This is a genomic window from Labedaea rhizosphaerae (assembly GCF_004362825.1).
GTDB classification, from domain to species: domain Bacteria; phylum Actinomycetota; class Actinomycetes; order Mycobacteriales; family Pseudonocardiaceae; genus Labedaea; species Labedaea rhizosphaerae.
The window spans coordinates 507,905-530,926 of record NZ_SNXZ01000002.1 but is presented as its reverse complement, the minus strand read 5'-3'; the positions used below and the strand labels follow the sequence as shown (position 1 = coordinate 530,926).

The 23,022-nt window shown below is 70.4% G+C and carries 21 protein-coding genes and 1 pseudogene; 9 read left to right on the top strand and 13 right to left on the bottom strand.

Annotated elements, in window-relative coordinates:
- Nucleotides 1-120: 120 nt before the first annotated feature.
- Nucleotides 121-369 carry a hypothetical protein gene (locus tag EV186_RS11720; protein WP_133849261.1) on the bottom strand — a complete coding sequence of 83 codons (249 nt, stop codon included), beginning with the start codon at nt 367-369 and terminating at the stop codon, nt 121-123.
- Between the two features lie 123 nt (nt 370-492).
- Between EV186_RS11720 and EV186_RS11715 the strand changes: the two genes are divergently transcribed.
- The gene (locus tag EV186_RS11715; protein WP_133849260.1) at nt 493-3,756 is read left to right on the top strand and encodes an AfsR/SARP family transcriptional regulator; all 3,264 of its coding nucleotides are present in this window, start codon (nt 493-495) and stop codon (nt 3,754-3,756) included.
- Here the strand turns inward: EV186_RS11715 and EV186_RS11710 are convergent.
- On the bottom strand, nt 3,740-4,150 hold the full coding sequence (locus EV186_RS11710) for a hypothetical protein (protein WP_133849259.1): 411 nt from the start codon (nt 4,148-4,150) through the stop codon (nt 3,740-3,742). The genes EV186_RS11715 and EV186_RS11710 overlap by 17 nt on opposite strands.
- A 160-nt stretch (nt 4,151-4,310) precedes the next feature.
- Between EV186_RS11710 and EV186_RS38850 the strand changes: the two genes are divergently transcribed.
- From EV186_RS38850 to EV186_RS11700, 3 genes are all read left to right on the top strand, one after another.
- Nucleotides 4,311-4,448, top strand: a complete 138-nt coding sequence (locus EV186_RS38850) for a hypothetical protein (RefSeq protein WP_166659129.1) — start codon at nt 4,311-4,313, stop codon at nt 4,446-4,448.
- A 69-nt stretch (nt 4,449-4,517) separates the two neighbouring features.
- Nucleotides 4,518-4,919: a hypothetical protein gene (locus EV186_RS11705; protein WP_133849258.1), complete on the top strand. Its 402-nt coding sequence runs from the start codon at nt 4,518-4,520 to the stop codon at nt 4,917-4,919.
- A gap of 172 nt (nt 4,920-5,091) precedes the next feature.
- Nucleotides 5,092-5,775: a YoaK family protein gene (locus tag EV186_RS11700; RefSeq protein WP_243753977.1), complete on the top strand. Its 684-nt coding sequence runs from the start codon at nt 5,092-5,094 to the stop codon at nt 5,773-5,775.
- Here the strand turns inward: EV186_RS11700 and EV186_RS11695 are convergent.
- From EV186_RS11695 to EV186_RS11645, 11 genes and pseudogenes are all read right to left on the bottom strand, one after another.
- Nucleotides 5,753-6,274, bottom strand: coding sequence for a hypothetical protein (locus EV186_RS11695; RefSeq protein ID WP_133849257.1), 522 nt, complete (start codon nt 6,272-6,274; stop codon nt 5,753-5,755). The two genes, EV186_RS11700 and EV186_RS11695, sit on opposite strands and share 23 nt — an antisense overlap.
- 10 nt (nt 6,275-6,284) lie before the next feature.
- Nucleotides 6,285-7,382 (bottom strand): ABC transporter permease, encoded by a 1,098-nt coding sequence (locus EV186_RS11690; protein ID WP_133849256.1) that lies wholly within the window; start codon nt 7,380-7,382, stop codon nt 6,285-6,287.
- A 5-nt stretch (nt 7,383-7,387) separates the two neighbouring features.
- Nucleotides 7,388-7,936 (bottom strand): annotated as a pseudogene (locus tag EV186_RS11685) (ABC transporter ATP-binding protein); the annotation flags it as partial.
- Nucleotides 7,936-9,165 (bottom strand): efflux RND transporter periplasmic adaptor subunit, encoded by a 1,230-nt coding sequence (locus tag EV186_RS11680; RefSeq protein WP_133849255.1) that lies wholly within the window; start codon nt 9,163-9,165, stop codon nt 7,936-7,938. The gene EV186_RS11680 and the pseudogene EV186_RS11685, both read right to left, overlap by 1 nt.
- Nucleotides 9,166-9,438: 273 nt before the next feature.
- Nucleotides 9,439-10,350 (bottom strand): NAD(P)-dependent oxidoreductase, encoded by a 912-nt coding sequence (locus tag EV186_RS11675; RefSeq protein ID WP_166659128.1) that lies wholly within the window; start codon nt 10,348-10,350, stop codon nt 9,439-9,441.
- Nucleotides 10,347-11,090 carry an N-acyl homoserine lactonase family protein gene (locus EV186_RS11670; protein ID WP_166659127.1) on the bottom strand — a complete coding sequence of 248 codons (744 nt, stop codon included), beginning with the start codon at nt 11,088-11,090 and terminating at the stop codon, nt 10,347-10,349. Before EV186_RS11670 ends, EV186_RS11675 begins: the two co-directional genes overlap by 4 nt.
- Nucleotides 11,087-11,797, bottom strand: a complete 711-nt coding sequence (locus EV186_RS11665) for an enoyl-CoA hydratase/isomerase family protein (protein ID WP_133849252.1) — start codon at nt 11,795-11,797, stop codon at nt 11,087-11,089. The genes EV186_RS11670 and EV186_RS11665 overlap by 4 nt, the downstream gene beginning before the upstream one ends.
- Before the next feature lie 18 nt (nt 11,798-11,815).
- Nucleotides 11,816-12,706 (bottom strand): NAD(P)-dependent oxidoreductase, encoded by an 891-nt coding sequence (locus EV186_RS11660; protein ID WP_133849251.1) that lies wholly within the window; start codon nt 12,704-12,706, stop codon nt 11,816-11,818.
- Nucleotides 12,703-13,080, bottom strand: a complete 378-nt coding sequence (locus tag EV186_RS11655) for a carboxymuconolactone decarboxylase family protein (RefSeq protein WP_166659126.1) — start codon at nt 13,078-13,080, stop codon at nt 12,703-12,705. Before EV186_RS11655 ends, EV186_RS11660 begins: the two co-directional genes overlap by 4 nt.
- A 35-nt stretch (nt 13,081-13,115) precedes the next feature.
- The gene (locus EV186_RS11650) at nt 13,116-14,513 is read right to left on the bottom strand and encodes an MFS transporter (protein ID WP_133849250.1); all 1,398 of its coding nucleotides are present in this window, start codon (nt 14,511-14,513) and stop codon (nt 13,116-13,118) included.
- A gap of 31 nt (nt 14,514-14,544) precedes the next feature.
- Complete coding sequence (locus EV186_RS11645) at nt 14,545-15,921, bottom strand: NADP-dependent succinic semialdehyde dehydrogenase (protein WP_133849249.1); 1,377 nt, start codon at nt 15,919-15,921, stop codon at nt 14,545-14,547.
- 171 nt (nt 15,922-16,092) lie between these two features.
- On the opposite strand from EV186_RS11645, the gene EV186_RS11640 reads away from it, so the two are divergent.
- The 5 genes from EV186_RS11640 to EV186_RS11620 all read left to right on the top strand — a co-directional run bounded on the left by EV186_RS11640 (nt 16,093) and on the right by EV186_RS11620 (nt 22,972).
- Complete coding sequence (locus EV186_RS11640; protein ID WP_243753976.1) at nt 16,093-16,779, top strand: GntR family transcriptional regulator; 687 nt, start codon at nt 16,093-16,095, stop codon at nt 16,777-16,779.
- Complete coding sequence (locus EV186_RS11635) at nt 16,776-17,636, top strand: alpha/beta fold hydrolase (RefSeq protein WP_166659125.1); 861 nt, start codon at nt 16,776-16,778, stop codon at nt 17,634-17,636. The genes EV186_RS11640 and EV186_RS11635 overlap by 4 nt, the downstream gene beginning before the upstream one ends.
- Nucleotides 17,637-18,024: 388 nt before the next feature.
- Nucleotides 18,025-19,362 carry a beta-1,3-glucanase family protein gene (locus EV186_RS11630; RefSeq protein ID WP_133849247.1) on the top strand — a complete coding sequence of 446 codons (1,338 nt, stop codon included), beginning with the start codon at nt 18,025-18,027 and terminating at the stop codon, nt 19,360-19,362.
- Nucleotides 19,363-19,418: 56 nt separating this feature from the next.
- Complete coding sequence (locus EV186_RS11625) at nt 19,419-19,763, top strand: hypothetical protein (protein WP_133849246.1); 345 nt, start codon at nt 19,419-19,421, stop codon at nt 19,761-19,763.
- Between the two features lie 2 nt (nt 19,764-19,765).
- Nucleotides 19,766-22,972, top strand: coding sequence for a hypothetical protein (locus tag EV186_RS11620; protein ID WP_133849245.1), 3,207 nt, complete (start codon nt 19,766-19,768; stop codon nt 22,970-22,972).
- Nucleotides 22,973-23,022 lie beyond the last annotated feature (50 nt).

The following is a 23,022-nucleotide window of genomic DNA, read 5'->3' as shown; positions in this document are numbered from 1 at the left end:
GCCGGTGCCAGCGCACTCATACCCGGTGACGGTGAACGGTAGTCGACGGTTCGGCCAAGTTCGGCATATAGGTCTGGTGGTTGTCAGTGCCTCGCTTCGCCGTCGTTGAGTTCTCGGTGATCAACGCAGCAAAGTGCGTAGGCTTTCGATCACCCGGTCTTCCTGTTCTGCGAGGTTCGGGAGGAATGCGTCTGCGAGTTGGAAGACGTCCGGTCCTTCCAGTTCGGTCAACGTCCGGCGTAGGGCAGCGGCACGCGAGTCTGATGGCGGGTGGTCGGCGACGATCCGGTTGGCGCCCACCTCAGGCACCTCGTCGCGGACGCGGGTGAGCAGGTGGTCGACGCCGAAGAATAGGAATGTGCCCAGCACCGTAATGTCTTTGCGAAAGGACAGGTCGGTGATTCGGTAGAACCGGATGTATCGGTTGAGCCGAAAGGGTGACTGCCCTGCCCGTTGCCGGGGCGCCGGCGCCCGCGGCTTGCAGACTGCGGTATGCGGTTGCCGGTGGTGGTGCGGCTGCTCGGACCGGTGCGGGTCGAGCGCCACGGTGAGGCGGTCGACCTCGGTCCTTCGCGGCAGCGCGCTGTCTTCGCGGTCCTGGCCCTGCACGCGAACCGCCCGGTGCCGACCGAGCGTGTGCTCGACGCGGTCTGGGACGACACGCCGCCGCGCACCGGTCAGGCCGTCGTGCATTCCTACGTCCACCGCCTGCGCAAGGTGCTCGGCGACTCGGTAGGCCTGCACCGGACCTCGGATGGTTACCTGCTCGACCCCGGGGCAGGCGCGCTGGACGTGTGGGCCGTCGAGCGCGCCGCGTCCGCTGCCAGAGAAGCTCGCGAGGCCGGGAACTGGTCCGCGGCCGCGGACGGCTTCGCCGACGCGCTGCGGTGGTGGCAGGGCGAACCGCTGGACGGTTTGCCGGGGATGTTCCTCGCCGCTCAGCGCTCAGTGCTCGCCGAGCGTCGCTGGGATCTGCTCGAGCAGCGGATCGAGTGCGACCTGCGCTCAGGCAGGCACCGCGACGTGCTGGCCGAGCTCACCGGGCTGGTCGCGCAACGGCCGCTGCAGGAGAACCTGCGGGCCCACCTGATCCTCGCCCTGTACCGGTGCGGCCGGGTCGCGGACGCCCTGTCCGCCTACGACGACGCGCGGCGCACCCTCGTCGACGAGCTGGGCACCGAGCCGAGTCCACCGTTGCGCGCACTGCACGAACAGGTACTGCGCGCCGACCCCGCGCTCGACCCGCTCGGCCGGGCGCGGCCGCTGAGGACCGAGCCCGCTCACCTGCCCGCGGACCTCCCGTCCTTCACCGGACGGCTGGCGCAGCTGGCCGTGCTGGACAAGCTCCTGGAGCGACGGGCGTGGGCAGGACCGGCGATCTGCGTCGTGGGGGGCGTCGGCGGGGTCGGCAAAACCGCGCTGGCCGTGCACTGGGCGCAGCGGGTACGGGACCAGTTCCCCGACGGCCAGCTGTACGTGGACCTGCGCGGTCACGGTGAGCTCGCACCGGTCGACCCGGCCGATGCCGCGGCTGGTTTCCTACGCGCCCTCGGCGTCGCCGACCGAGACGTCCCACTCGACGGGGACGAGCGGTCGGTCCTGCTCAGGTCGTTGCTGGCGGCCAGGCGGCTGCTCATGGTGCTGGACAACGCGCGCAGCGCACAGCAGGTGCGGCCGCTGCTGCCGGGCTCGTCCGGGTGCGTGGTGCTGGTGACCAGCAGGGCCGAGCTGGCCGGTCTCGCCGGGCTCAACGACGCCGTGCTGGTGCGCCTCGACGTGCTGGGTGACGGGGAGGGCCGGGACCTGCTCGCGCGGCTGCTCGGGGCCGACCGGGTCGCGGCCGAGCCCGGGGCGGCGGCCGAGCTGGTGGCCGTGTGCGACCGCTTGCCGCTGGCACTGCGGATCGCGGCCACCAACGTCGCCGCCCAGGGCCTCACCCTTGCCGACGCCGTGGCCGAATTGCGCGGGAACCCGTTGCCCGCGTTGCGGTTGCCCGGTGACGACGGCGCCGCCGTGCATGCCACGTTCGCGGTGTCCTACGACGCGCTCAACCGGGTGGACCGGCTGGTCTACCGGCGCGCGGGCATGATGCCCGGCGCCGACTTCGACGTGTCCGCCATCGCCGTCGTCACCGGCCTGACGCCGGCCGCGTCGCGCGCGAGCGTCCGGCGTCTGGTGGCAGCCCACCTGCTGGAGCGCCGCGACGACGGCCGCTTCCGCATGCACGACCTGGTGCGGTTCCACGCGTTGTCCTGTGCGGCGGCCGAGGACGCCGAGCCGGTCCGGGACGCGGCGCAGCGACAGCTGATCGGCTGGTACCTGGCCAAGACCACAGCCGCGGCAGCAGTCATCCCATACGGTGCGGGCCTGCTCACGCCGCCCGGGCACGCCGGCCTGCCCGCATACCAGGTGCAGCCGTTCCGGGACACGGCCGAGGCGCTGGACTGGCTGAACGCGGAATGCCCGACGCTGCTGATGATCGTCCGGGCGGCGGCCGACGGGGACACCCCGGCCGTGGCGTGGCTGATCACCAACGCGCTGCGCGGCTACTTCAGCACCAGGGGCACCCGGACGGAGCAGGTGGCGTTCGGCGCCGCGGCGCTGGCCGCCGCGGACCGGACGGACGATCTTGTCGGCCAGTGCGTCGCGCACCTCATGTTGGCCGGCGGTCACTGGCGGGCCGGCGGCCGCGACCGGGCCAAGAACCACAGCCGGACCGCGCAACGGCTCGCCGAGCGGCTCGACTGGCCGCACGCCATGGCGATCTCGCTGAACCAGCAGGGCCTCGTGCACACCGACGACGGTGAACTGGCCGCCGGCCTGGACTTCTACCGCCGGTCGATCGAGGTCAACCTGCTGGCCGGGCAGGCCAAGGCAGCGGCGTCGGCGCTCAACAACCTCGGCACCGCGCTGAAGGACTCGGGCGAACTGACCGAGTCCGAGCGCTGCTACCGCACGTTGCTGTCCGACGACTCGCCGCTGGGCGGCCACATCGCCAGGCCGCTGGCCCTCGGCAACCTCGGCGACGTGCTGTGGCTGCTGGGCCGCTACGCCGAGTCGGAGCGGTGCCTGCGCGAAGCGATCCGGATCAGCCGCGCCGATCACCAGCACCTCGCCGAGGGCGCGCTGTTGCTGTATCTGGCGAGAACCCAGGCGAGCACCGGCGACAAGGCGGGGGCCGCCTCGACCATGAGCGCCGTGCAGGCCCTCCGCGACGACGGCGTAGCGGTTGACGACGCGCTGCGCCTCAACGTCATCGGCATGCTGTTGCTGATCGACGGGTCGCCCGCTGCCGCCGCGCACTACCGCGCCGGGCTCGACGCCGTCATCACCGACGGGACCTGCTACGACATCGGCGAAGCCCTGATCGGCCTCGCCCGCAGCCACTACGCCCGCGGCGAGGACACCCGGGCGCACGATGTCGCCACGCACGCGTACGCCATCGCCCGCGACACCGGCATGCAGGTGATCGCCGGGCAGGCGCAGGCGGTGCGGGCCGGCGTGCACCTGCGCCGCGGCGAGCTGACCGAAGCACAGTCCATTGGGGACTGTGCACTGCGGTGGTTCCACCGCGCCGGGCACCCGGCAGGCCGCGCACGCGCCCTCACCGTGCTGGCGCGCGTGCGGCACCGCCTCGGCGACATGCCCGCTGCCGACGCCGCGGGGCAGGAGGCCACCGACCTCTACGGGGAACTGGGCGGCCCCGCCTGCCGGAGGGCCCTGACGATGCTCGACGGGGCTAGTTGTTGCCGGTGAAGGTGTAGTAGTGACCGGCGTAGGTGTAGTGAATCCGGGCCTGCAGCGAATACCAGCTGACCTTGGAGTTCCAGTCGCCGTTGTACACGCGCGGGATGGTCATCCAGTACGTGTAGGGCGGCAGGTTCCGGTACAGGGTGCCCGCCCAGCCGGAGATCCCGCTGCCGTGGCTGTTGCGGACCTTGATGTAGTCCTGGTTGGTCTCGGTGTCCCCGCAGTTGTAGATCGTCACAGAGGTGTCATTGACGTACTCGCCGACCGACGAGTTGTAGTAGTGCGGGTGCCCCAACGAGTTGCACGTGTCGGCCAGCGCCGGCCCGGCCGCCAGCACGGGCGCCCCGAGGGTGACGGTGGCTGCGGTCAGCGCCAGGAGCAGTTTGCGCAAGGTGGTCATGGTCCCTTCCCTGATGGTCGAGTCGTGTTCGGGACCATCACCCTGCTCCACGCCTCTGCAACAAACCTGCCACGTTCCTGCCCGCACCCTGGTCGCCGGCGGGAAGGGCGCCCATGAGATGTGCACAGCGACAAGCCGGTGTGACCTTGCTGCGCAACAGATGCCCTGCAGGCAGTTTCGGCGGGAGCTGACCCTCATCACCCTGCCCGCCGTGGACTCGCGTGGCGAGTCGCAGTTCGCCTACATCGCTGACCCCGAGGGCAGCAACCTCATCGAACTGGTCGACCGGTGGCCGTGAGGTGAGCTCGGCCTGGCGCTTTCCGCAGCATGCACCCGAATGCAGCAGTCACCTGAATAGCGTCCGCACGTGGTGAAGACGGCATTGTTCAGACGGGCAGTGTTGTGGCTGGCGGTCTACCGGCCCGGCAGTTCGACCTGTCATCGTGGTCAGGTCGGCATTTTCGTGACCAGTGATGAATGGGTGCTCATGATCAGGTTACGGTTTTCCGTATTTGTCGCTTCTTTGGCCGCTGTTCCGGTCGCCATCGGGCTCGCGGCCCCGGCGGCGGCGTCGCCGCACACGCAGTACACCTTTGTCGCTTACGCCGAAGGTTACGGAGCCACGTCGTCGGCCGCCCAGTCGGCCGCTGTCAGAGAGTTGAACGGTGACTACTTCGGTTGTGGCCCGTGGGTTCTGGTGTATGACAACCAGCTGGCCAACGGGACCTGGGATGCCGAAGTAGCCGCCAACTGCCAGGGCTATCGTTAGCCGCCGTCCGGGCTGACGAAGGCACCGCGAGCCCAGCGCGCCGAATCGGGCGACGCGGTCCCTTACCGCGCAGCCTGCTCATCCGGCCACATCGCCACCCGCACACCGCGACGACGAGCGGGTGGTCGAGGACTTTTTCGCCTTGCTGGACACGTAGTCGTAGGGTTCGGCGGTGGCTGTCACCTCACCGCTGGGCGCCAGGCAGACCGTGACCGCGATGCTCGTCCTGACCGCGGTCACCGGTCTCGTCGATGCCGTCAGTTATCTGCGGCTCGGGCACGTGTTCGTGGCCAACATGACCGGCAACGTCGTCTTCCTCGGCTTCAGCATCGACCCCGGCGCCGGGTTGTCCGCGGTGGCCGCCATCATCGCGATCGCCGGGTTCGTGGTCGGCGCGTTCGCCGGGGGACGGGTCGCGCACGGGCTCGCGGGGAGCCGGACCGCGCGGTGGCTGATGATCGCGTTCGCCGTCGAGGCCGTCATCGTCGCGGTGGTCGCCGTGCTCGTCGGGGTCGGCGTGTTGGCGATGACCGGGCACGGGAACTACGCCACCATCGCGGTGCTGGCCATCGCGCTTGGCGTGCAGAACAGCACCGTTCGGCACCTGGGCGCGCCGGATCTGACCACGACCGTGTTGACCTTGACCATGACCGGTCTCGCCGCGGACAGCGCGCTCGCGGGCGGGCCGGGAGCCAAGCCGCACCGCCGGCTCGGCTCCATCGCGGCCATGCTCGTCGGTGCCGGCGCGGGCGCGGTGATCCTGCGGTGGTCGTCGACCGCGGTGATCGCGATCGCGGCGGTGCTCGTCGCCGCGGTGGCGGCCGCGTTCGGTCTCAGCGGGCGGTCTGCTGAGTGATCGAGGACGTGGTCAGCGCGCCGTCGTCGCCCTGCTGCACCTGAACGACGACCTTCGCGCCCGGCTTGAGATCGCTCAGTTCGCCCTTCTGGCTCACCGAAACCGTCGTGGAGTCCGTTGTGGACACCGTGACCTCGCCGCCCTGGGCGGTGCGCAGGGTGAGCTTGGTGCCGTCGATGCTCTCGATCGTGCCGGTGGTGGCCCGACCGGTGGTGCCTGTCGCGCCGGTCGTGCCAGTCGTGCCGGCATTGCCGCGGCCGTAGCCCTGGGGGAAGTTCTGGCCACGGGCTGGGCCGGAGTTCGACGTGGACCCGAGCGCCGCATGGGTCCAGGCGCCAGCGGCGAACACCACGACCGCGGCGGTCATGCCGGCGAGCACCATCGTCGGCTTCGACACGGGGCGGGCCGCGCGGCGCATGTCGGTGTTCAGGTCGCCCTCGACCGCGGGGGTGGCCACGATCTGCTCGGCGGTCGGCTCGGTCGACGGCTCGATGTTCACGAATGGGCTCCTACTCGTGCCTGAGGGCGTCGATGGGCCGCAGCTTGGCGGCGCGGTTGGCCGGGAAGCTCCCGAAGAAGAGCCCGATGAGGGCGGAGACGGCGAACGCCAGCAGGATCGACGAGGGCACCACGACGGGCTTGATGCCCGAGATGGTGAACCGGCTGCCGATCAAGCCGATCGCGACGCCGAGCAGGCCGCCGAAGAGGCTCAGCATGGTCGCCTCGGCGAGGAACTGGCCGAGGATCGCCGAGCGCGGCGCGCCGATCGCCTTGCGGATGCCGATCTCCCGGATCCGCTCGGTGACCGTGACCAGCATGATGTTGGTGACCCCGATCCCGCCGACCAGCAACGAGATCGCGGCCACGGCGGCCAGCAGGACGGTGAACATCTCCGTCGCCGAGGTCCGGGTTTCCAGCAGCTGCGCGGAGTTCTGGATCTGGAAGTCCGCCGTGGCGCCCGCCCGGATGCCGTGCCGGGCGTCGAGGATCGCGGTGATCTCGGCCTGCGCCAGTGAGATCGAGTCCGCGCTCGACGCCTGCACGACGATCTGGCTGAGGCTGCCGTAGCCCGACAGGGAGTTCTGCACCGCGGAGATCGGGGCGATCGCGACGTCGTCGGAGTTCTGCAGGCCGGTGCTGCCCTTCTCCTGCAACACACCGACGACGGTGAACTGGATGCCGTTCAGCAACACGTTCTTGCCGACCGGTTCCTGCGTCCCGAACAGCGACTGGGCGGTGGTCGCGCCGAGCACGACGACCTTGCGTGCGGTCGTCACGTCCTCGCTGGTGAACAGCTGCCCGTCGGCGGCCTCGCGGTTGGTGGTCGCGAAGTACGCCGGCTCGGTGCCCGCCACGCTGCCGACGTCGTACGACGTCTGTCCGTAGGTCGCGGTCGCCGAGGTGTTGACCACGGGCGAGGAGGACTTGACGTCCGGCGCGCCGACCGGATCGACCAGCGCGTGCGCGTCCTGGGTGGTCAGCGGGCGCGCCGACGCGTCCTGCCCGCCGCGCACGGGGGAGACCGTGACGACGTTGGTGCCCAGCCCCTGGATGCTCGCCGTGATCGCGGCCGACGCGCCGTTGCCCACGGCGATCAGCAGGATCACGGCCGCACGTCCTCGGTGCTCGCCCGGTCCAGGTTGCCGGTCGGCTCGTCGGCCAGCAGCATCGCGGGTCCGGTGACCAGCGCCCGCGCCACGGCCACGCGCTGGCCCTGCCCGCCGGACAGCTCGTTCGGCAGGTGCCGTGCGCGGTCGCTCAGGCCGACCAGGTCGAGCGCCGCCAGCGCACGCCTGCGTCGAGCCGCTCGTCGGAGTCCACTGTAGACCAGCGGCAGCTCCACATTGGCCAGTGCCGACACCCGTGGTACCAGGTTGAAGGACTGGAACACGAAGCCGATCTTGCGGTTGCGCAGCAGGGCGAGCTGGCGTTCGTTGAGCCGGCCGACGCCGAAGCCGTCGAGCAGGCACTTGCCCGAGGTCGGGACGTCGAGGCAGCCCAGCATGTTCAGCAGCGTCGACTTGCCGGAGCCGGACGCACCCATGATCGCCACGTACTCGCCCGGCCACACCGTCAGGTCGACCCCGCGCAGCGCGTGCACGGCCGTCTCGCCCGTGCCGTAGGTCTTGCGCAGCTGGGAGACCACGATCACCGGCCGCATCAGCGGCCACCGCCCGCGCCACGGCCGCCGCCACCGCCGAAGCCACCGCCGAAGCCACCGGTCCCGCCGCCGGGGAAGCCGCCGCCGGCCGCGCCGCCGCCACCGCGCTGGGTGCCGGTCGCGGCGGTGGCCGTGAGCACGACGTTCTCACCTTCGGTCAGCCCCGAAGTGATCTGCACGGTCGACTCGCCTCGGAGTCCGACCTGCACCTGGCGCGGCACGTCCCGGCCGTTCTCCACGACGGTCACCGTGCTGGTGTCACCGGTGGTCTGCACCGCGGCGGCCGGGACGGTCAGCGCGTTCCGCGCTTCGGCGACGGTGATCACGACGCTGGCGGTCTGGCCGGGCCGGAGGTCCTTCGGCGGGTTGGTCAAGGTGAGCTTCGCGCCATAGGAGACGACACTGCCGCTGGTGGTCGGCGTGAGGTCCACCGAGGACACCTTGGCCTGGACGGGGTCGTCCGGCAACGCGTTCAGCGTCACGGTGGCCGTCTGGCCCGCCTTGACCTTGCTCACGTCGATCTCGGCGACCGAGGTGTCCACCACGAGGGCTTTCAGGTTGGTGATGACGATGAACCCGCTGCTGCTCGACGAGGACGCGGAACCGCTGCCGCTCGCGCTCTGACCGGACTGGCTGCCGGTCGTGGCCTGGCTGCTGGCGGACGATCCGCTTGAGGCCGGCTGGCCGACCGCGCCGTTGATCGCGGTCACCGTGCCCGCGCCGGGCGCTTTGAGGACCGTGTTGTCGAGCGCGGTTTGCGCGGTTTGCACGTCCAGTCGCGCTTGGTCCACTTTGGCTTGCAGCGACGTCGTGCTCGTCGCATTTTGCTGCTGCTGGCCGGTGGCGGGCGTCGAGTTGGCGTTGGCCAGGTCTTCGTCGGCGGCCGCGAGATTCGCGTTGGCCACCTCGAGTTGCTGGGTGGCCTGCGTGCGGTCCAGGGTGGCGAGCTTCTGGCCCTTGCTGACCACCTGGCCGACCTTGACGTCGATCGCCGTGACCTCGCCCGACCCGGCGAAGTCGGCCGCGCCGGTGTAGGTGCTGGCCAGCGTGCCGGACGCGGACACGGTCTCGGTGACCGTGGCGCGCCGCACCGGAGTGCTGCGCGTTTGTGCTTGTGCCGTGGTCGAATCCGGCGCGAACGCCTCGTAAGCGACGAATCCCGCGGCGACGAGCACCACGACCAGGATCCCGTTGACCAGCCAAGCTTTGGAAAAACGCACCCGCCTCATGCGGCAACCCTCTTGCCGCTGTTTAGCAATTTCCTAGCTGGAAGCTGTGTGTTCGCTGTGGATCGAGAGCCCCGTTCGGCGGATGCCAGGGCGGGGAGGTCCCATACGACCACGATGGGTACTGGCGGGCCTGGCCGCGGTCGCGCTGCTCGGCACGATGACGCCCCCCGCGGCCGCCGACGCATCCGACGGGCTGGCATCGGGACACCGCCAGACGTTGGCGCGCGCATCCGCGGCGTGCTGGACGGACCTACACGTTGTGCCACGGCGAACTCAACGCTCGGAGCCGTCGATCTCCTCCCACGAGGCGCCGAACGTCGACCGGCTGATGTAGTCCAGCATGCGCAGCATGTCGCCGTGTCTGCCGTATTTGGTGACGGCGCCCTGCCAGAGGTCTTTGGCGAGCATGCTCAGCACGGGCGTGGCGCCCGCGGCGTTGGCCGCCTCGGCGGCGATGTGCAGGTCCTTCGTGGCCAGACCCAGTTCGGCCCCGGAGAAGGCCTCGCGGTCGGCCAGGTAACGCGGGTACCGCTTGGCGGAGAAGTAGGTCACGGCCGGTCCCGCGTTGAGCACCTCCAGGATCGCCTCGTTGGACAGCCCCGCCCGTCGCAGGATGACGATGCCCTCCATCGCGGCCACCGCGGCGGTGTTGCCGATCCAGTTGTTGATCGTCTTGAGCAGGGCGCCGTTGCCGGACGCCCCGGTCCACACGACCTTGCTGCAGAACGATTCCGCGATCCACGACACGGTGTCCAGCGCGTCCCGGTCGCCACCGGCCATCGCGATCATCTCGCCCGTGACGGCCGCGGGGATCGCGCCGGTCAGCGGGACGTCCAGGTAGCTGGCGCCGAGGGCGGCCAGCCGGTCCGCCTGCTCGATCGCGAACTCCGGTGGGACGCTGGAGAAGTCGAGCACCACCGACCCGTCCACGACCACGCCGCACTCGATCGCGTCGTCGATCACCGAGCGGACCGCGTCCGCGTTGGTGACGCACAGGGCGAGCACACCGGTGAACCCGCGCAGTGACGTCAGGGCGGTGGCCCCGGTGTCGGAGGCCACGCGTGCGGTCACCTCGGGGTCGATGTCCAGGACTCCGACCTCGATGCCGCGTTCGCGGGCGACCGGCACCAGGTGCCCGACCAGCAGGTGCCCGAGTTTCCCCAGTCCGACGAACGCGACACTCACGGCTTCTCCTCCTCCAGCACGCGGAAGTCGTGCGACGGGACGATCCGGCCGCCGGTTTCCTCCAGGCGCCGCAACGACTTCTCGTAGGCACCGAGGTCGTAGTGGTTGGTGGCCGCGATGTGCGTCCACTCCGGCGGGCGGCCGGCCCAGTTGTCGTAGGTCGGGACGTTGTCGCCGGGCAGCACGACCAGGCCGGACGCCGTTTCCACGAGCACCGCCTGGATGCCGGGGGTGTGACCGGGCGTCAGCAGCACGGTCACACCCCCGGAGATCGTGGCACCGTCCTCGACGGTGGTGTAGCGGTCCAGCGCCCAGTCGGTGTCCCGGCGTGGGTTGTGGATTTCGTAGGACTCGGCGTGCCACTGGATCGGGGCGCGGGCGTACTCCAGTTCGGCCCGCTGCACGAACAACTCGGCGTCCGGGAACAGGTGGTTGCCCGACGCGTGGTCCCAGTGCAGGTGCGTGGTGATCACGGCGTCGATCGAGCCGAGCTCGATGCCGCGCGCGGCCAGCACGGCCAGCGGGTGCAGTTCGTCCGGGCGCTCGAACGGCTGGTGCTGCGTCGTGGTGGCCGGGTCGCTGCACCCGGAGTCGACCAGCAGCCGCTGACCGCCGCGCTCCAGCAGGAAGATCAGCACCGGCACGTCGATCGGTTCGTCGCCACCGGCCAGGTAGAGGAAGTTGCGCCGCTTGCGGTGCAGCGTGCCCACGTGCAGCGGGGTGACCGTCCAGTCCGTCACTTCTTGTTCTCCACCGCCTGCACGTGCTGGCGCACGAGCGAGTCGACCGCCGTCGACACCCAGGCCTCGCGCGGCAGGTCCTCGGCCATGCGACCGAACCGCTTGCATTCCCGCAACGAGTAGTCGTCCAGGCCGAGGAGGGTCTCGGTGAACTCGCGGGCGCGGGCATCCGGATCGGCGGCGGTCTCGCTCACCAGGCCGTTGCGCAGGGCGATCGCGGCGGGCACCGGCATCGCGGTCAGCAGCCAGGGGGCCGCGGTCTGCCACCCCACCCGGCGGGCCAGCCACGCCGCCACGATCGACGGGGCGAAACCGGCCTCGATCTCCGGGAAGCGGAACGTCGTCGCGTCGGCCACCACGCTGATGTCGGCCTGCATCACGAAGCCCACGCCGAAGCCCTGCACCCGGCCCGACGCCGCGGCCACGGTGATGCCGGGCACCTTCGCCCACAAGTCCGTTGTGGACGCCAGCAGCTGGTAGATCGCCGGCTCGCCGTGCTCGTCGGCGTCCGGCACCCGGCCCAGGCAGAAGTCGGGGCCGGACTGGCGGATGAGCGTGACCCGGCGCTCGTCGCGGTGCGCGTCGAACACGTACGACCGCAGCTCGCGGATCTCCGCGGTGGTCACGGCCGGCCCGGTGCCGTCCTCGCCGGGCGACAACACGATCTCCGCGACACCGTCGCCGAGCACGTTCTGCGTGACTGGCATGAAATTCCTTCCTTGGATTCAGCTGTGCAGGCGGACGCCGCCGGCCGCGTCCCCGATGGCGTCGACGACCCGGTTGTTGATCTGGTCGCCGTAGCCGAGGGTCGAGGCCAGCCGGAACGCCGAGAGCACCCCGGAACCGGCCGGGGACACGGCGTGCAGGCGGGTCACCTGGTCCAAATAGGACACCACGTCCTTGATCATGAGGTCGACCGTGATGCCCCCTTCCAGGTAGTTGCCTTCGATGATCGACGGGAAGCGGGTCTCCACCGCGTAGTTGCGTCCGCTGGAGACCGACAGCACGTCCAGCAGCGCGTGCACGTCCAGGCCCGCGGCCCGTCCGGCGACCATCACCTCGCTGGTGGCGGCCAGGGACACGGCGTTGAGGAAGTTGTTGAGGATCTTGGTCAGGTGACCGGAGCCGACGGGACCCATCAGGTGGATGCTCGACGCGATCGCCTCGAACAACCACCGCACGCGCGCCACGACCTCGGGGGCGCCGCCGACCATGACGGTCAGCTCGCCCTTCGGTGCCGAGCGGGCGCCACCGGACACCGGAGCGTCCACGTAGTCCACGCCGCGTTCCGCCGCCGCGGCCGCCAAGGCCTGGGTCGACTGCGGCAGCGCCGACGTGGCGTCGACGATCACCTGCCCCGCCCGCGTGAACGGGAGCAGTTCGTCCACGACGGACTCCACGACCGGCGAATCCGGCAGGCACAACAGAACCACGTCCACCGACTCGGCCAGCTCCCGCACAGAGCCCACGGGTTCGAGGCCCCACCTCCGGACCTTCTCAGTCTCGCGGTGGTAGCCGACGATCTCGATGCCGGTGTCGTGCAAGCGCTTGCCGATCCGGCCACCCATGTTGCCGACTCCGATCAGCCCCACTCTGCGGTGGTTCGCGTCGGTCATCGCCCTTCCTCGTCGACCACGCTCGCCGCGGCGCGGAAGCCCTCCATCCCGGCCGGCACGCCGCAGTAGATCGTGGCCTGGATCAACGCGGCCTGGATCTCCTCGGGGCTGACCCCGTTGCGCAGCGCCCCTTTGGTGTGCAGCTCGAGCTCGTGCCTGCGGTTCAGCGCCACCATCATGACGATGTTCAACAGGCTGCGCGTCTTGCGGTCGAGCGTGTCGTCGCCCCAGGCCACGCCCCAGCAGTACTCCGTCACGAGGTCCTGGACGGGTTTGCTGAACGGGCTCGCGTTCTGGTTCGACCGGTCGACGTGCTCGTCCCCCAGCACTTCGCGCCGGATCCGGTCGCCCCGCGCGGCCATCGATTCGGTCACATCTCCTCCATGGTTTGCTGTGTTGATCACATCGGTCACCGGGTCGCGATGACCGAGGCCTCGATCTCCTCCAGGGTGCGCGAGCCGGTCTCGTGGGTGAGGAACAAGACGGCGACGGCGGCAACGATGAAGCCGACGGCGAGCAGGATGAACACGCTGATGATGGGCAGGTGCGAGCCGATCATCCAGCCGATCACCGACGGCGCCACGATCGCGCCGACCCGCTGCGCCCCGCCCGACCAGCCGGTGCCGGTGGCGCGCAGGGTCGTCGGGTAGATCTCGCTGGTGTAGGTGTAGACGGCGCCGCTGACGCCGTAGATGAAGAAGCTGGAGATGGCGCCGAGGACGAGGATGCCGACGCCGGTCGACTGCACGCCCCAGATCATCAGCGTGATGCCGCCCAGCACGAAGAACAGCAGCATCGCCTTGCGCCGCCCGATCCGGTTGAGCACCAGCCCGGCCCCGACGTTGCCGAAGGCACCGACGCCCACGATCACCGCGACGTAGAGCAGGGAGTGGACGAAGGTGAACCCCTTGGCCACCAGGATGGACGGCAGCCAGGTCACGATGGAGAACAACACGAACCCGTTGAAGAACTGGATGAGCCAGACACCCGGGGTCAGCCGGGCGAACTTGCCGCGGAACAGGTCGCTCACCGACAGCTGCTTCACGCTCTCCGCCGTCTCGGCCGCCGCCTTGGTGTCGGTGTCGGCCGGCACGTCCTTCGGGTCCACACTGGACAGGTCACGGACGATCCGCGTGGCGTCGGACAGCTTGTCGTGGGCCACCAGGAACCGCACCGACTCGGGCAGCATCCGCCAGATGACCACCACGACGACGGCGGGCAGCGCACCGATGACGAACATGCCCTGCCAGCCGAACGCGGGCACGACGACGATCGCGAGCACCGCGGCGACGACCGACGCGAGCTGCCAGAACATCGAACTCGTGGTCAGCAGCGTCCCGCGCAACCGCGCGGGCAGGAACTCGGAGATGTAGGCGTACATCGTCACCACTTCGGCACCCAGGCCGACGCCGGTCAGGACGCGGAAGGTGACCAGCCACCCGAAGTTCGGCGGGAACGCCGACAGCAGGCTGAAGAGCGCGAACACGCCCAGCGCGAGCATGAGCGCCGACTTGCGGCCGATCCGGTCGGACACGAAGCCGACGCAGATCGCGCCGAACAACATGCCGAACGCGGTGCTCGACCCGAGCACGCCGGCCTGGCCCGCGGGCAGGTGGAACGCGAGGGTGATCGCGGGCAGGATCACGCCGATGACCTGGACGTCGTAGCCGTCGAAGAAGTGCCCCAAGGCGCTCACGACGTACAGGCCGACGTGCTTGGCGGTCATTCTCGAGCGGTCCAGGGCGCGGAGCAGTTGCCCCACCGAGACGTCGACACCCCGGTCGGCGTTCGTGTCGTGCAGCGTCATTGCTGGCTCCCTATGTCAATCCTAAGAGGACTCAGCCGCGCCAGGCGGTCTTGAGGTTGCAGAACTCGCGGATCCCCGCGGCGGCGAGTTCCCGGCCGTAGCCGGAGTTCTTGATGCCCCCGAAGGGCAGTTCCGGGTAGGACGTGGTCATCCCGTTGACGAACACCGCGCCTGCGTCCAGGTGCCGGACGAACCAGTCCGCCTCCTCGGCGTCGTCCGTCCACACGGCACTGGACAACCCGAAGTCGGTCCCGTTGGCGATCCGCAGCGCGTCCTCCCGGTCCGTGGCCCGGTACAGCGAGGCCACCGGGCCGAACGTCTCCTCGGTGACGATGCGCATGTCGGGGGTGAGGCCGGCCAGCACGGTCGGCTGGTAGAACCAGCCGGGCCGGTCGGGCGCCGAGCCGCCGGTGAGCACCTCGGCGCCCCGGGCGACCGCGTCGTCGACCAGCTCGGCCAGGTCGCGGCGGGTGCCTTCGGTCGCGAGTGGGCCGACGTCGGTGGCCCGGTCGCGCGGATCGCCGACCACGAGGGCCGACATCCGCTGCGCGAACACCGTGGCGAACTCGTCGTAGACGTCGGTGTGGACGATGAACCGCTTCGCCGCGATGCAGGACTGGCCGTTGTTCTGGACCCGCGCCCGCACGGCGACCTCGGCCGCCTTCGCGACGTCCGCGGATGGCATGACGACGAACGGATCCGAACCGCCCAGTTCCAGCACGGTCTTCTTCACCACGGCACCGGCCGTCGCCGCGACCGCCCGGCCCGCGGGCTCGGAACCGGTGAGCGTCACGGCCCGCACCCGCGGGTCGCGGATGACCGCGTCGACGTCACCGGCGCCGATGAGCAGCGTCGAGAAGGCACCGGCGGGGAAACCGCCGCGCTCGAACAGGGTGTCGAGGTAGAGCGCCGCCCTGGGCACGTTCGAGGCGTGCTTCAGCAGGCCGGCGTTGCCCGCCATCAGCGCGGGCGCGGCGAACCGCACGACCTGCCACAGCGGGTAGTTCCACGGCATCACGGCGAGGATCACGCCGAGCGGCCGGTACCCGGCGCTCGCGCGGCGGGCGCCGACCGACTCGGGTGCGGCCAGCGGCTCGTCGGCGAGGAACGCCTCGGCGTGCTCGGCGTAGAACCGCATTGCCTTGGCGCACTTGCGAACCTCGGCCTCGGCCTGCGCGATCGGCTTGCCCATCTCCGTGACGAGCATGTCGGCCGCGGTGGCCAGGTCGTCCTCCAGCAGGTCGGCAGCGGCGCGCAACCAGCCGGCGCGCTGCGCGAACGAGGTCGTCGCGAGGTGTTCGAACGCTTGCTGAGCCCGCGCCAGGCGCCGCTGCACCTCGGACGGGTCGTGCGGCTCGAACTTCTGGACGGTCTCGCCGCTGGTGGGGTCCACGGTCGCTATGGGCATCGGGCGGTCCTCGCTGGTTTCGTATACCGTAATACCGTCGGACAGTATCATCGAATGACGGGAATGGAAGACTGGTCTCGGGACGCGGGATCGGATGGCGTCCGACCTCGGGGAGTGGAGCGAGACGGCGTGGAAGAATCGCGGGTGACACCCGCAGGCGAGAGGAGCGATGTGGCCGGGGCACGGGGGGTGACGCGGGTCGCGGCCCCGTTGCGGATGCAGGTCGTGGAGCAACTGCGGGGCATGATCGTCGGCGGTGACTTCGCGCCGGGTGACCGGCTGGTGGAGGCGCCGCTCTGCGAGACGTTCGGCGTTTCCAGGACCGTGGTGCGCGAGGCGATCCGCCAGCTCGAGTCCGAGGGCCTGATCACGATCATCGCGAACCACGGCCCGGTGGTGACCGAGCTCTCCGCCGCCGACACCCAGGCCCTCTACGAGGTCCGGATGTCGTTGGAGGGGCTGGCCGGCATGCTGTTCACCCAGCGCGCCAGCCAGGAGCAGCGGGCCGAGCTGGTCGCCGCCCTCGACGGGGTCGCCGCGGCGTTCGAGCAGCAGGACCTGCGGGCCCGCCTGGCGGCGAAGGACCGGTTCTACGACGTGCTGGTCGACGGCGCGGGCAACGCCATGGTCCGGCAGATGCTGCGTGGCATCCACGCCCGTGTCCAGTTGCTGCGCGGCCTGTCGCTGCAGGCGCCGGGCCGGGCCGACGCGTCGCTGGCCGAGCTGCGCCGGATCGTCGAAGCGGCCACGGCCGAGGATGCCGACGGTGCGCGGATCGCGTGCGAGGAGCACGTCCGCGAGGCCGGCAAGCTCGTGTTGGAAACCTTGCGCCGCAACGACTCCGGGAGTGCGAGTTGACCGGCACTTGGCCGCGGCTGCCCGGTGCTCGCCGGCTCCGCCTGTCCGACCACGAGACCAGCGCGAGCGAACTGCGCACCGGCGGGGACGGCCCCGCGCACCTGTGCGTCCTGGTGCACTCGGCCCTGCTGGACCGCCACCTCTGGTCCCGGTTCGCCACCGCACTCGCCGACCGGATGCGGGCCTGCGACGAGCCGTGGGCGTTGCTGGCCTACGACCTGCGCGCCCACGGTGACGCCGCCGACGCCCCGATGACCGGCGGGATCAAGCAACTCGCCGCCGACCTTGGCGAGGTGGTCGACCTCGTGGGCGCCGACGCGCGGTCGGTGCACCTGGCCGGGCTGTCGCTCGGCGGGGCCGTGGTCCAGCAGGCCGCCGTCACCGAACCCGGCCGGTTCAGCACGGTCACCGCCATCGGCACCTCGAGCCGGTTCCCGGCCGACGTGATGAACGAGCGGGCGCGACGCGGTCTCGACGGCGTCGCCGCCCAACTCGACGACACGCTGGCCCGCTGGTTCACCGCGTCAACGCTCGCCGAAGGCGGCCCGGCGGTCGACTACGTGCGTGAGTGCGTACTCGCGACCTCACCGCAGCGGTGGGCGTACACGTGGCAGAACCTGGCCGGATTCGATGTCGCCGACCAGCTGCCATCCGTCCAGGCGCCGGTGCTGGCCGTGGCCGGCTCGGCGGACACCGCCGCCCCGATCCCCGCCCTTGCCACGATCGCCGACCGCGCCCGGAACGGAACGCTGGTCGTCATCGACGGCGCCGCGCACCTGATCGCACTCGACCAACCGGCCGAGCTCGCCGCGGCAACCGGCGACTTCCTGCTCACGGCAACGAATCCAAGCCGCTGACCCGGCACCTTTGTGGCCAATTGACCGCGACCACGGGGGACGACGCGGTTGACGTCGGACCTCGCGCAGCTTTCTGTGATCACCCAACCGGCTGTGCACGGTCGCCCAACGCAGGTGGTGCAGTCTCAGTTGCTCCGCTGGCGAAAACATTGGCGAGCCGTCCCACGGTAAGCGGGTGCGCTGGCGCCTCCAGGACCCTCCATCTTCTGGCCGAGCCGCGCGTTGCGTGGACGCGTTGCACACCAAGGGTTTTCGGGCAACATCTGGGCCGGGCACGGGGTCGATCGGGCAATTGGTTGCCGCTTGCTTGACAGGCCGGCATCCGCTGAAACAGCGTGGGATGGCAGCCTTCCGCGTGGCGCGCTCACCGTTGGAGAGGAGTTGCCCGATGAACCGTCCTCATTTCCTGCGCGTGTTGCGCACGGTGACCCTCATCGCCGTGGCGGGTGTGGTGGGTGCGCTGGTCACGCCCAGCACTGCGGCGGCGGTTTCCGCGTGCGGCAACAACATCGCTGTGCAGAAGACCGCGACCGCCTCGTCGACCGAGAACGGCAGCACGCCCGCGAGCGCCGCCGTGGACGGCAACGCTGGCACCCGCTGGTCGAGCGCGTTCGCCGACCCGCAGTGGCTGCGCGTCGACCTCGGTGCCACCGCAACGGTGTGCGGGGTCGAACTGGACTGGGAAGCCGCCTACGCCAAGGCTTTCCAGGTCCAGATCTCCGCGGACGGCAACACCTGGACGACCCTCTACTCGACCACTGCCGGCACCGGCGGCACGACCGCCCTCAACGTCGCCGGGACCGGCCGCTACCTGCGGATGTACGGCACCGCGCGGGCGACGCCGTACGGCTACTCGCTGTGGGAGTTCAAGATCTTCGGCACCGGCGGCGGCAACCCGCCACCGCCGGACAGTTTCTGGGGTGACACCAGCGGTATCCCGGCCGCCCAGAACGTGCTGACCGTGCAGATCCTCAACCGCACCAACGGCAGGTACCCGGACAGCCAGGTCTACTGGAGCTTCGGCGGGCAGGTGCGTTCGATCGCCCAGCAGCAGTACCTGGACATGCCCGCGAACTCGGCCGGGCGCATGTACTTCTACCTCGGCTCAGCGAACAGCCAGTACTACGACTTCATCGAGTTCACCGTCGGCCCGGACGTCTTCAACGGCAACACCACCCGTGTCGACGCGTTCGGCCTGAAACTCGCCATGCGGCTGCACGCGCACGACGGCTACGACGTGCAGGTCGGTGAGGACCGGGCCACCTTCGCCGAGGACCGGGCGGTGACCTTCCAGAAGTTCGTGGACGCGGTGCCCGCGCAGTTCGACGTGCTGGCGCAAACCCAGGCCCCGTACCGGATCATCGCGCCCGGAAGCGACACGTCGTTCCGCACGGGCGGCGTGAACGCGAACTACTTCACCAGCTACGCGAACTCCGTCGGGGTCAACGAACCCACGTCGAACATCTTCGGCTGTGCGGGGAGCCTGGCGGGCAACCCGAACATGTGCGCGGCGCTCAACCGGCACACCGCACACCTGCCGCAGTCGCAGTGGCAGGACCCGTCGCTGTACTACTCCGCCGCGCCCGCCAACTACTACGCGAAGTTCTGGCACGACCACGCCCTCAACGGCTTGGCCTACGGCTTCCCCTACGACGACGTCGCCGGCCAGTCCTCCTTCGTCTCCCACGGCGACCCGCAGTACCTCCAGGTCGCCGTGGGCTGGTGAGCCCGTCCGGGTGACCACCCCGTCACGCCCGGCTGCGTTGGTGCGATGGTGTTCGCATGAACACGAGCCGTGTCGTTCTCTTGGTCACGTGTGTGGTGGTGGCGGGGCTGGGAATCTGGTTCGCTGTCGCCCGATGGGACGACGCGAACCGGATCGCCACCACGGCCTCGGCTCTCGGTGCCGTTGCCGCCATCGGTGTCGCCGTGTGGGCGGCTGTGCGGGCCCCAGCGTCGAACAAGACCGTGGTCGTGTCCGGCACGGGCAAGGCCACGGCCTCCGGCGGACGGGCGATCACCGGCGTGTCTGGCCACGGCTCGACCGATTCGATTCGGGTGCGGCGAACCGGTGACGCCGAGGCCACCGGAGGCGGGGACGCGGTGACCGGCGCCGAACTGGACTGACTGTGGACGGCAAGGTCTCCAACAGCGGCGACGCGACTGCGTCATACGGCGGCTACGCCAATACCGGCGTGCACATCGGCGACATCAACCTCATCACCGGCGCTCCGGTGACGACCAACTACCACCAGCAGGTCCGCCGCATCGCGCCGCCGCGGCTCTACGGCCGGGCGGAGGAGTTGGCCGAGCTGGCCCGGTTCTGCACGTCACCGCATTGTGTGGGCAAGTACGTGTGGTGGCGGGCCAACGCCTGGTCCGGCAAGTCCGCGCTCATGTCCTCGTTCGTGCTCCATCCGCCGGCCGGCGTGCGGATCGTGTCGTTCTTCGTCACCGCGCGGCTGGCCAGCCAAAACGACCGGGCCGCGTTCATCGACAACGTCATGGAGCAGCTGCTGGCCCTGCTCGGCCAGAGCCTGCCGCCATTTCTGACCGCGTACAACCAGGACAGCAACCTGCTGGGGCTGCTGACCGAAGCCGCTGAGGTGTGCCGGCGGCGGGGCGAGTCGTTCGTGCTGCTTGTCGACGGCCTCGACGAGGACCGCGGCGCCCACTCGGGGCACAGCATTGCCGGCCTCCTGCCCGCCGACCCGCCCGCCGGCATGCGGGTCATCGTCGCCGGCCGACCGAACCCACCCATCCCCGGGGACGTTGGCGAGCATCACCCCCTCAGGGATCACGCCATCGTCCGTCCGCTGCGGCCGTCGCCCGAGGCCGAGGCCCTCCGCCATGAGATGGAACGCGATCTCCAGCGGCTGCTCGACGGAACCCGCACGGAACTGGACCTGCTCGGCCTCGTCGCCGCCGCCGGCGGCGGCCTGTCCGCTGAGGACCTGGCCGAGCTCACCGAGACCTCCGCCTGGGAGGTCCGCAACCGGCTCAAGACCGTCTCCGGCCGCAGCTTCGCGACGACCGCCAGCCGTTTCCTCCCCAACGTCGCGCCCGACGTCTACCTGCTCGCCCACGAGGAGCTGCAGGTCACGGCCTTGGACATGCTCGGGCGGACCCGGCTGGCCGGCTATCGCGAGCGCCTGCACGCCTGGTTCCGCCGGTACCGCGAGCGCGGTTGGCCCGAGGACACGCCGGAGTATCTGCTGGGCGGCTACTTCCGCATGGTCACCGAGGCCGGTGACCATGCCGCCATGGTCGCCTGCGCAACAGATCCCGCTCGCCAGGACCGGATGCTCGATCTCTCCGGTGGCGACGCCGCTGCCCAGACGGAGCTCAGCACCTGCCTGGATGCCATCGCCACTCAGGAACGACCCGACTTGATCGCCCTGGTGCGCTTGGCCATCCACCGCGACCACCTCAGGTCCCGCAACCGCAACATCCCGGTCAGGCTGCCGGCGGTGTGGGCACTGCTGGGTCAGGTCAACCGAGCGGTGGCCATGGCCGGTTCGATCACCCTGGAGACCGAGCAGTGGCATGCGTTGCTCCATGTCGCGGCGGCCACGGCCGAGACCGGTGACCTGGATTGGGCCGAGACCATCGCGTCGTCCATCTCCGACTCAGGGTGGCGCTCGGACGCGCTGGCGTCCGTGGCCTGGACGGCGATCGTCGCGGGCGACCGGGGCCGCGCACGCCGGCTGGTGGAGCTGGCCGACACCGACCAGGACGAGGCGCGGATACGCGGGGGTCTGCTGGCGGCTGCGGCCGCGGTGCTGGGCGATCACGACCGCGCGATCCGGCTGCTCGCCCAGGCCGAAGACCCGTGGACGAACGAGCCACCGCCACTGCCCATGGACGTCGTGCAGGCAATGGCTCGCGTACACGCGGCACTGACTGCCGCCGGCGAGCAGGCTCGGGCCGACGGACTGACCTCTTTCGCGCAGCAGCCTGACTCCGAGCTGTGGGCACTCGCGGCGGCGGCCGAGGCGGCGGCCGCGGCCGGCGATTCGGCCGGCGCCCTGGCCCATGTGGCCGCGGCCGAGTCCGGACTGCCGATCGACCACTCCACGAATCCGTACCTGGTGGTCATGCTGGCCAAGGCTGCGGCCGATTCCGGCGACTTCGACCGGGCCGACGCGCTGCTCGGTTCGGTCGAAGAGCTCACGCTTGCCGAGATCGATCCGGATGATTCGCCGGAGGGCCTGGCCATCGTGCCGGAGATCGCGACCATCGTCGGGGTCAAGGACAGGGCAGCCGCCCTTGTCGATCAGGCCGAGGCTCTCGTCGATGCGATCGAGGACAGCTACTACGAGCACGGCGAGGCACTCGCGGAGCTGGCCAGGGCCGCGGCCCTGGCCGGCGACGGCATCCGCGCCAGTGCACTCGCCGAGCGGTCGGCGGCGGTCGCCCGCTTGGCCGGGAAGGACGGCCTGGACGCATCGGTGTGGGCCTCGCTGGCGCGGGCGGCCGCCGCGACGGGTGATGCTCGTGCCGGTGTCCTGCTCGACCGGGTGGTCGAACTGGAGCCGACGCTGGACTTTGCCTATGACCGCATACGGACCCTCGGTCGGGCGGCCAAAGCCGCGGGATTGCTCGGCGAGGTGGATCGGGTGAGCGTGCTCGTCGACATGTTGCTCGCCCCTGGCGGAGACTCCGACGGGCTCACTGGGACCGCCCTGCGGGAGGCATGTGGGGTCGCTGCGGAGGCCTTGGGGATGGCCGGGCAGCTCGGTCGCGCGGCCGAGTTGCTCTCGGCGGCGGAGCAGCTCGCCACCGCCGTCGAGGACCCCGACTTGCGGCTCGATGCGTGGCGGGACCTGGCCGAGTCGGCCGCGGCCGGTGGCCTCATCGATCGAGCCGTCGCCTTCGCGGACCGGGCGGCGGCGCTCATCCCGGCATTCGACGAAGACGTCGAGTGGAAGCGGGGTCGCCAGGTGCGGTCACTGGCTTCCATCGCCCGGGTCGCTGCCGCGGCAGGTGACGCGGCCCGGGCATCGACGCTGCTCGATCGGGCCGAGGAACTCGGAACCGCGCTCTGCGACACACAATGGGAAGAGGTCATGGCGGGGGTGGCCAAGGCGGCCAGCGCGATTGACGTACACCGCGCCGTACGCATCGCGCACACCATCTACGACCCCTACGACCGGGCGGCGGCGCTGGTCGAGTTCGCGGAGTTGCTCGAACCGGACCTGCGCACGCGTGCGTTGGCCGAGATGTTGTTGCTTTCGGATTGGCACCAGCCGATTCGTGGGTTGGTGACGACGGTGCCGGCCGCGTTGTCGGCCGTGCTGGACGAGCTCGATGCCGTGCGACTGTCCGGCGAGTAGGGCGCCAGACACGGCCTCGCCCATCCGCACCCGCAACGCCGACATCGCGT

Coding starts and splice junctions, on each gene's coding strand:
- EV186_RS11630 (WP_133849247.1), top strand. CDS start 18,025: ATGAACCGTCCTCATTTCCTGCGCGTGTTGCGCACGGTGACCCTCATC.
- EV186_RS38850 (WP_166659129.1), top strand. CDS start 4,311: ATGCCCTGCAGGCAGTTTCGGCGGGAGCTGACCCTCATCACCCTGCCC.
- EV186_RS11665 (WP_133849252.1), bottom strand. CDS start 11,797: ATGCCAGTCACGCAGAACGTGCTCGGCGACGGTGTCGCGGAGATCGTG.
- EV186_RS11660 (WP_133849251.1), bottom strand. CDS start 12,706: ATGACCGACGCGAACCACCGCAGAGTGGGGCTGATCGGAGTCGGCAAC.
- EV186_RS11715 (WP_133849260.1), top strand. CDS start 493: ATGCGGTTGCCGGTGGTGGTGCGGCTGCTCGGACCGGTGCGGGTCGAG.
- EV186_RS11650 (WP_133849250.1), bottom strand. CDS start 14,513: ATGACGCTGCACGACACGAACGCCGACCGGGGTGTCGACGTCTCGGTG.
- EV186_RS11710 (WP_133849259.1), bottom strand. CDS start 4,150: ATGACCACCTTGCGCAAACTGCTCCTGGCGCTGACCGCAGCCACCGTC.
- EV186_RS11625 (WP_133849246.1), top strand. CDS start 19,419: ATGAACACGAGCCGTGTCGTTCTCTTGGTCACGTGTGTGGTGGTGGCG.
- EV186_RS11645 (WP_133849249.1), bottom strand. CDS start 15,921: ATGCCCATAGCGACCGTGGACCCCACCAGCGGCGAGACCGTCCAGAAG.
- EV186_RS11680 (WP_133849255.1), bottom strand. CDS start 9,165: ATGAGGCGGGTGCGTTTTTCCAAAGCTTGGCTGGTCAACGGGATCCTG.